Source organism: Kingella sp. (in: b-proteobacteria) (genome assembly GCF_030527935.1).
Taxonomy (GTDB): domain Bacteria; phylum Pseudomonadota; class Gammaproteobacteria; order Burkholderiales; family Neisseriaceae; genus Kingella_B.
Map to the genome: position 1 here is coordinate 20,280 of NZ_JAUMZV010000029.1, position 8,029 is coordinate 28,308.

Consider the following 8,029-nt stretch of genomic DNA (forward strand, 5'->3'; position numbering starts at 1 on the left):
CCTTTGTTTACGGGGTTGAGACGGGAAAATTATACGCTGGATTGTGGGCGCGGTGGGCGGATGGGGTGAGATGAAGTGGGGGGGGTAAGTTTGTTTTCAGGCTGCCTTTGGCTTGTGAATGGGATTAGGCAGCCTGAAAACCTATGCAGGTGGATTGGCTCAATTTTCAGGCTGCCTTGCGCGGGCAAATATTGGGCAACGAGCCGTCGCCGCTCCATTTTAGGTTTCAGGCTGTTGTTGGGGGTTTTGCAAAGGTTTCAGCCTGAAAAACCATGCAGGTGGATTGGCTCAATTTTCAGGCTGCCTTGCGCGGGCAAACATTGGGCAACGAGCCGTCGCCGCTCCATTATGGGGCTGTTTTAGCTTCGCAACTCCGCTACGCTCCGCAAGCTGCCTTTAAGAACCTGTATTCACTATTTCCATAGACATCTTTTATGCCCTAAAAACGTGGCTACTGCGTTAAAAATGCTCGCAAGGTGTCCAACCTTACTGCGCTTTTTGCCTTGTATCCGCGCTTTTATTTCATAAAATCTGCCTATGAAAATAGTGAATACAGGTTCTAAATACCCCTAACCATGTCCCGATGCCAATCCCGCGCCGCCTGCATATCCTGCGCAATTTGGCGTTGCAAGGCGGCGATGCTGTCAAACTTGGCTTCATCGCGCAGCTTGTGCAAAAAGGTTACTTGGATGCGCTCGCCGTATAGGCAGCCTGAAAAGTCAAACAGATGCACTTCCAGTTTGGCTTCGGGTGTGTGCGACACGGTGGGGTTGCTGCCAAACGATGCCACACCCGCGCGTTCGCCAAAACTGCCCGCCACGCGTACCACAAACACGCCGCTCAGCGGGTAGCGATGCAAAGGCAAATGCACATTGGCGGTGGGGCAGCCGATGGTGCGCCCCAGCTTTTTGCCGTGTTTCACGTGCCCGCTCAATGTGTAGGGATGCCCCAGCATTTGGCTGGCGGCGGCGATGTCGCCCGTTTGCAAGGCTTGGCGAATGGCGGTGCTGCTGGCGCGTTCGCCCGCAATCAACACGCTGGGCGTGCGCTCGGTGGCAAAATCGTCTTGCGCGGCAAGCAGGGCAAAATCGCCGCCGCGCCCTTTGCCAAAGCGAAAATCGTCGCCAATCAGCAAATAGCGCGTGTTGAGCTGCTCGCGCAGAATGGTTTGGATAAATTGCTCGGCGGTTTGGTTGGCAAAATGCTGGTTAAAGCGTTGCACCCACACGCTGTCCACGCTGCCCGTTTGTTGCAAAAGCTGGATTTTGTCGCGCAGCGGCGTGATGCGTTGTGGCTGTTCTCGGTTGGCTTGGCGGCTAAAAAATTCGTTGGGCTGCGGTTCAAAAATAATGGCAACGCTGTGCAACTGGTGCACTTGGGCTTCGCTGGCAAGGCGTTGCAAAATGTGGCGGTGTCCCGTGTGCACGCCGTCAAAATTGCCGATGGTTACGGCACTGGGCGGCAGCGGCGTGGGAAGTTGTTGTCCTAGCCAAATGTTCATAGTTAATTTAGGTTAAAAAAAGGCAAGATTGTAAGGCAGTTGTTGCGTTTTGTGGATGCTTGCTTATAAGTTTTCGGGTAAAATCACTCGTTTTTACGGTTGCCTGTATTGGCTGGTTTTTTATGATTTCAGAGATTTGCACCAACCTGCATTTTCGTTGCGATGTAATTTACGAATATCGCCACATGTTCTTAATGGGCGCGGTGGCCACCGTGTTGATTACCGTGATTGCCACGTTATTTGGCACGATTTTGGGCATGATTGGTGCGCTGATGCGAATTATGCGCTTTGAAAACGGCAATATATTCATGCGGGTGTTTGCATGGGTTTGCCGCAAAATTTCTTGGCTTTATATAACGTGTTTTCGTGGCACGCCGCTGTATGTGCAAATTTTTATTTGGTATTTCGTGTGGCTGGTGGCGTTGGTGCATCCGCAGCATGGCTTGATTATCAGCGGGCCAGATGCCATGACGTTGCGCCGCGAATATGGTCCGTGGATTGCGGGCTGCTTGGCTTTAACCGCCAACACAGGCGCATACATCACCGAAATCTTCCGCGCGGGCATTCAATCGATTGACAAAGGGCAAATGGAAGCCGCCCGCTCGCTGGGCATGACTTATCCGCAAGCCATGCGCTTTATCATCATGCCGCAAGCGTTGCGCCGTATGCTGCCGCCATTGGCAAACGAATTTATCACGCTGCTCAAAGACAGCTCACTGCTGGCGATGATTGCTGTGCCCGAGCTAGCGTATGTGCAAAAAACCATTTCGGGGCGTTATTCCATTTACGAAGAGCCGCTCTACACCGTGGCTTTGGTGTACCTGATGATGACCATTTGCTTAACCATGTTCTTCACTTGGTTGGAAAAACGTTTTAACGCAGGACATCACAAATAGCATTGGGGCATTGCTCTTCACGCCAAAGGCAGCCTGAAAACGGGGTTTACTCGTTTTCAGGCTGCCTTGTTTGTTGGGCGAATGTTTGGCATCGCGGTGGGCATTGCGGTTGGCTTAATCCGCATCATCCGCATGATGGCGATAATCCCACGCCCAGCCCTATCCATTCCATTTAAGGCAGCCTGAAAACGAGCAAAACCCATTTTCAGGCTGCCTTGCCATTCAGTCAAAAGAACTAGCCCGCCACAGCATAAATAGTTAATAAGCGTAAAACCCGCACAATATTTTTTAACAAAACCCAACAATTCAAGTAGAATAACATCTAACTACATATAAAGGTTAAGCTCACAAAGCGGGGCGGTGGCAACTAAGCAATTCGCACAACCCCTGTGATAAACCGCCAAAAAGGCAGCCTGAAAAAGCCGCCAACACAAGGAACCACACCATGAACGTAACCAGACGGCAGTTCTTCAAAGTAACTGCTGCGGGCGCAGGCGCAACCACCCTTGCCGCCGTGGGTTTACTGCCCACCAATGCGTTCGCAGAAGTTCGTCAATACAAGCTCACCGCCGCATCTCAGGCGCGCAACAACTGCACCTACTGTTCCGTAGGTTGCGGCACCATCCTATACAGCATGGGCGATGGCGCAAAAAACGCCAAGAAAAAAATCTTTCACATTGAAGGCGATCCCGACCATCCCGTGTCGCGCGGCTCGCTGTGCCCCAAAGGCGCATCGCTGGTAGATTTTGTCAACAGCCCCAACCGCATTCAATATCCCGAAGTGCGCGAGCCATTCAGCAACGAATGGAAACGCATCTCGTGGCAAGAAGCCCTAGACCGCATCGCCCGCCACATCAAAAACGAGCGCGACGCATCGTTCCAAGAAAAAACCGCTGATGGCGTAACCGTAAACCGCTTAGAAACCATCGGCATGCTGGCGGCATCGGCATCATCCAACGAAACAGGCATTCTCACCGTGAAATTTGCCCGCGCGCTCGGGCTGATTGCGCTGGACACCCAAGCGCGTGTGTGCCACGGCCCGACCGTATCCGCCTTGGCATCCACCTTTGGGCGCGGCGCGATGACCAACACCTTTGTGGACATCCAAAACGCCGATTTCATTATGGTGATGGGGGGCAACGCCGCCGAAGCGCATCCCGTGGGCTTCAAATGGGTGATTGAAGCGAAAAAACGCAAAGGCACCAAGCTGTTTGTGGTGGACCCGCGTTTTAACCGCACCGCATCGGTTGCCGATTTTTACGCGCCCATCAGGGCAGGTTCAGACATCGCCTTTTTGGGTACACTGATTAACTGGCTGATTGAAAACGATAAAATCCAATGGGAATACGTTAAAAACTACACCAATGCTTCGTTTATCGTGGCAGATGGTTTTGATTTTAACGATGGCTTGTTCACAGGCGCAAAAGACCCCAAGGGGCAGCCTGAAAACACCCACGGCACGTTCTACGACAAAGAAACATGGTTCTACGCGCTAGACGAAAACGGCTACGCCCAAACCGACCCCACGTTGCAACATCCGCGCTGCGTGTTCCAAATGATGAAAAAACATTATTCCCGCTACACGCTGGATATGATGACCACCATTTGCGGCACCAGCAAAGAAGATTTCCTAAAAGTTGCCCAAGCGTGGGGCGAAATGTCCGCGCCCAACAAAGCGGGCACTATTTTGTATGCCCTAGGCTGGACGCAGCATTCCTACGGCACGCAAAACATCCGCACCATGGCGATGATTCAGCTTCTGCTGGGCAATATTGGGATGTCGGGCGGCGGCGTGAACGCCCTGCGCGGACACTCCAATATCCAAGGCTTGTCGGATTTGGGCTTGCTGTCCACTTCGCTACCAGGTTATTTGAATCTGCCCAGCGAAAAACAAGCCACGCTGCAAGATTATCTCAACGCCAACACGCCCAAAGCCTTGCAGCCTAACCAATTGAACTATTGGAAAAACACGCCCGCGTTTTTCGTGAGCTTCCTAAAATGGATGTATGGCGATAATGCCACCGCCGAAAACAACTGGGCGTATGACTGGCTGCCCAAATACCAAAAAATGTACGACATCTTGCAGATTACCGAAGATATGTATCAAGGCAAGATGAAAGGCTTGCTGGTGCAAGGCTTTAACGCGCAAGGCTCGTTCCCCGATGCCAGCCGCGTAACCGAAGCCTTCTCCAAGCTCAAATTTATGGTGGTGATGGACCCGCTGAAAACCGAAACCGCATCATTCTGGGAAAACCACGGCGATGCCCACGCCACCGACCCCAGCAAAATCGGCACAGAAGTTTTCAGGCTGCCTACCCCCTGCTTTGCCGAAGAAGAAGGCTCTATTGTGAACTCTTCTCGCTGGCTGCAATGGCACCACCCCGGCGCTGACCCGCAAGGCGAATCGCTGCCCGATTTGGACATCCTAGGCGAGCTGTATCAACGCATCAAAGCCTTGTATGAAAAAGAAGGCGGCAAATGCCCCGAGCCGATTACCAAGCTATCGTGGAAATACGCCAAAGCACACGCGCCCAGCCCTGTTGAAATGGCAAAAGAATCCAACGGCTATGCCTTGGCAGATTTAAAAGATGCCGATGGCAACATCATCCGCAAAAAAGGCGAATTGCTAGATGGCTTTGCCCAACTGCGCGATGATGGCACTACCGAATGCGCCACATGGATTTTCTCTGGCTCGTGGACGCAAGCGGGCAACCAAATGGATAGACGCGATAACACCGACAGCGGCTTGGGCAACACGCCCAAATGGGCATGGGCTTGGCCAGCCAACCGCCGCATTTTGTATAACCGCGCTTCATGCGACCCCAGCGGCAAGCCGTGGGACGAACATCGCCAGCTTATCCAATGGGATGGCGCAAAATGGACAGGCGCAGATGTTTCCGACTTCAAAGCCGATGCCGCCCCCGATAGTGGCATGAATCCGTTTATCATGAACGAAGAAGGCGTGGGGCGTTTGTTTGCCGCGCGTAAACTGGTGGACGGGCCGTTCCCCGAGCATTACGAGCCATTGGAATCGCCCATCGGCACCAACCCCCTGCACCCCAAAATTGTGCAAACGCCTGCCATGCGCGTGTTTGACAGCATCAAAGACCGCATCGGCAAAGCCGAAGAGTTCCCTTATGTCGCCACCACCTATCGCCTAACCGAGCATTTCCAATTTTGGACGAAATCCGTGAAATTGTTGATGATTGGGCAGCCTGAACAATTCTGCGAAATCAGCGAAGAATTGGCAAAAGAAAAAGGCATTGAAAAAGGCGATTGGGTGAAAATCAGCAGCAAACGCGCGTGGATTAAAGTGCGTGCTGTGGTTACCAAACGTATGAAACCCTTAACCATCAACGGCAAAACCGTACATCAAATCGGCATTCCGTTGCATGGTGGTTGGGAAAACGTATCTGGGCAAAAACAGTTCATCGTGAACACGCTCTCGCCATTTGTGGGCGACTGCAACACGCAAACGCCTGAATACAAAACATTCTTGGTAAACATTGAAAAAGCATAAGGAGCGGCACCATGGCACTGCAATCATTAGACATCAAACGCCGTTCCGCAACGGCAGAAATCACGCCGCCCCCAGAGGTGCGCAAACCGATTGAAATCGCCAAGCTGATTGACGTAACCACCTGCATCGGCTGCAAAGCCTGCCAAATGGCGTGCTCCGAGTGGAACGACATCCGCGATGAAATCGGCACCAACCACGGCGTGTACGACAACCCGATTGATTTGACTTCCAAATCGTGGACGGTGATGCGCTTTGCCGAACACGAAGAAAACGGCAAGCTAGAATGGCTCATCCGCAAAGACGGCTGTATGCACTGCGCCGACCCTGGTTGCCTGAAAGCCTGCCCATCCCCAGGGGCGATTATTCAATACGAAAACGGCATTGTGGATTTTCATCAAGAAAACTGCATTGGCTGCGGCTATTGCATCGCAGGCTGCCCGTTCAACATCCCGCGCATGGATAAAAAGGAAAACAAGGTTTACAAATGCACCTTGTGTTCCGACCGCGTGGTGGTGGGGCAAGAGCCCGCTTGCGTGAAAACCTGCCCCACAGGCGCAATCCAATTTGGCAGCAAGGAAGACATGAAACAGCTTGCCGCCGCGCGTATCAAAGATTTGAACCATCGCGGCTACCAAAACGCAGGCTTATACGACCCGCAAGGCGTGGGAGGCACGCACGTTATGTATGTGTTGCACCATGCCGACCGCCCTACTTTGTATAAAGGGCTGCCTGAAAACCCACACATCAGCGCAACGGTGAAACTGTGGAAAGGCTTGCTCAAACCCTTGGCAACCTTTGGCATCGCCGCCGCTGTGGCAACAGGCTGGCTGCACTACATCACCGTAGGCCCGAACCGAGCCGAAGAAGAAGCACCCGAAGTCATCGGCAAAGAGGGCGACATCTTGAAACGTGAGGAGGACGCATAATGAAAAAAGAACGCTTAATCCAACGCTATAAACGCGCAGAACGCTTTAATCACTGGGTGGTGGCAGGCTGTTTTGTGTTGCTGGCCATCTCGGGCTTGGCGTTTTTCTACCCCGCGTTTTTCTGGCTCACGGGCATTTTTGGCACGCCGCAGCTGGCGCGCATGGTGCATCCGATTATCGGCGTGATTATGTTTCTGGGCTTTTTCCGCCAGTTTTTGCGCTATTGGCGGCACAATTTCATCAACAAAGAAGACATCAAATGGATGATGGCGGTACCGCAAGTGCTCAACGGGCATGAAGTGGGCGATGTGGGCAAATACAACGGCGGGCAAAAGGGGATGTTTTGGCTGATGACGGGCTGTATGCTGGTGCTGGGCATCACAGGCATCATCGCTTGGCGGCAGTATTTTTCGGGCTATTTTGCCATTGACACCGTGCGCATCGCCCTGCTGCTGCACGCATGGGCGGCAACGATTTTGATTGCGGGCATTATTGTGCACGTTTACGCCGCCATTTGGATACGCGGCACGGTTCGCGCCATGACCGAAGGCGTGGTTACGCAAACTTGGGCGAAAAAACACCACCCCAAATGGTATCGTGAAGTGATGGCCGCCGCGCACGAAACGCCCAACGGCAGCGGTGATAACGGTGATGGCACAGGCGGCACAAATGGCAACGCGCCCGATGCAAGGCAGCCTGAAAACGCCAACAACGCCCCTGCGGCGGCAGCAGGAAATCCGCCGCAAGCATCATAAAGCGTGTGGGCGTTTCACCATATAAGACAAGAAAGGCAGCCTGAAAACTGGTTTACGCGGGTTTCAGGCTGCCTTTGTTTTGATAGAATGGAATGGATGCTTGGGGTTGGGGTGTTTGGTGTTTTTAGGCTGAAACCTTTGCAAAACCTTAACGGCAGCCTGAAATCTAAAATGGAGCGGCGACGGCTCGTCGCCAAATGGTTGATTCAACATAGCTTGTTTGATTAACAAAATGTCGGCGAGCCACCGACGCTCCATCGGTTACAGGTTTTGCAAAGGTTTCAGGCTGCCTAACTCTTCACAACTGGTTGATACTACTGCTTTCTCCCCTACGTCCAGCCGAACGGAGCATCCTTTTTTCGGGAAAAAGCGTGCACTTGTCCGACGACGCACGAAGTGCGGCTAGTTCGCACGCGCCGAAAAAAGGATGC

At 52.8% G+C, this 8,029-nt stretch carries 7 protein-coding genes; 4 read left to right on the forward strand and 3 right to left on the reverse strand.

Annotation, left to right across the window (positions count from 1 at the left end):
• Nucleotides 1–29 precede the first annotated feature (29 nt).
• Nucleotides 30–218 carry a hypothetical protein gene (locus Q4A85_RS09630; RefSeq protein ID WP_303109825.1) on the reverse strand — a complete coding sequence of 63 codons (189 nt, stop codon included), beginning with the start codon at nucleotides 216–218 and terminating at the stop codon, nucleotides 30–32.
• Between the two features lie 341 nt (nucleotides 219–559).
• On the reverse strand, nucleotides 560–1,501 hold the full coding sequence (gene ribF / locus Q4A85_RS09635) for a bifunctional riboflavin kinase/FAD synthetase (protein WP_303109827.1): 942 nt from the start codon (nucleotides 1,499–1,501) through the stop codon (nucleotides 560–562).
• Between the two features lie 146 nt (nucleotides 1,502–1,647).
• On the opposite strand from ribF, the gene Q4A85_RS09640 reads away from it, so the two are divergent.
• The 4 genes from Q4A85_RS09640 (at nucleotide 1,648) to Q4A85_RS09655 (ending at nucleotide 7,598) form a co-directional block, all read left to right on the forward strand.
• Nucleotides 1,648–2,397: an amino acid ABC transporter permease gene (locus Q4A85_RS09640; RefSeq protein ID WP_303109839.1), complete on the forward strand. Its 750-nt coding sequence runs from the start codon at nucleotides 1,648–1,650 to the stop codon at nucleotides 2,395–2,397.
• A 445-nt stretch (nucleotides 2,398–2,842) separates the two neighbouring features.
• On the forward strand, nucleotides 2,843–5,917 hold the full coding sequence (gene fdnG / locus Q4A85_RS09645) for a formate dehydrogenase-N subunit alpha (protein ID WP_303109828.1): 3,075 nt from the start codon (nucleotides 2,843–2,845) through the stop codon (nucleotides 5,915–5,917).
• Nucleotides 5,918–5,928: 11 nt separating this feature from the next.
• On the forward strand, nucleotides 5,929–6,843 hold the full coding sequence (fdxH, locus tag Q4A85_RS09650) for a formate dehydrogenase subunit beta (protein ID WP_303109829.1): 915 nt from the start codon (nucleotides 5,929–5,931) through the stop codon (nucleotides 6,841–6,843).
• Nucleotides 6,843–7,598, forward strand: coding sequence for a formate dehydrogenase subunit gamma (locus Q4A85_RS09655; protein WP_303109831.1), 756 nt, complete (start codon nucleotides 6,843–6,845; stop codon nucleotides 7,596–7,598). Before fdxH ends, Q4A85_RS09655 begins: the two co-directional genes overlap by 1 nt.
• Nucleotides 7,599–7,661: 63 nt before the next feature.
• Here Q4A85_RS09655 and Q4A85_RS09660 read toward each other — a convergent pair whose 3' ends face one another.
• Nucleotides 7,662–7,856: a hypothetical protein gene (locus Q4A85_RS09660; RefSeq protein ID WP_303109833.1), complete on the reverse strand. Its 195-nt coding sequence runs from the start codon at nucleotides 7,854–7,856 to the stop codon at nucleotides 7,662–7,664.
• Between the last annotated feature and the right edge of the window lie 173 nt (nucleotides 7,857–8,029).

What these genes read in the sequence shown, in the direction of transcription:
- fdnG (WP_303109828.1), top strand. Translation starts at nt 2,843, where the DNA reads ATGAACGTAACCAGACGGCAGTTCTTCAAAGTAACTGCTGCGGGCGCA.
- Q4A85_RS09655 (WP_303109831.1), top strand. Translation starts at nt 6,843, where the DNA reads ATGAAAAAAGAACGCTTAATCCAACGCTATAAACGCGCAGAACGCTTT.
- ribF (WP_303109827.1), bottom strand. Translation starts at nt 1,501, where the DNA reads ATGAACATTTGGCTAGGACAACAACTTCCCACGCCGCTGCCGCCCAGT.
- Q4A85_RS09630 (WP_303109825.1), bottom strand. Translation starts at nt 218, where the DNA reads ATGGAGCGGCGACGGCTCGTTGCCCAATATTTGCCCGCGCAAGGCAGC.
- Q4A85_RS09660 (WP_303109833.1), bottom strand. Translation starts at nt 7,856, where the DNA reads ATGGAGCGTCGGTGGCTCGCCGACATTTTGTTAATCAAACAAGCTATG.
- fdxH (WP_303109829.1), top strand. Translation starts at nt 5,929, where the DNA reads ATGGCACTGCAATCATTAGACATCAAACGCCGTTCCGCAACGGCAGAA.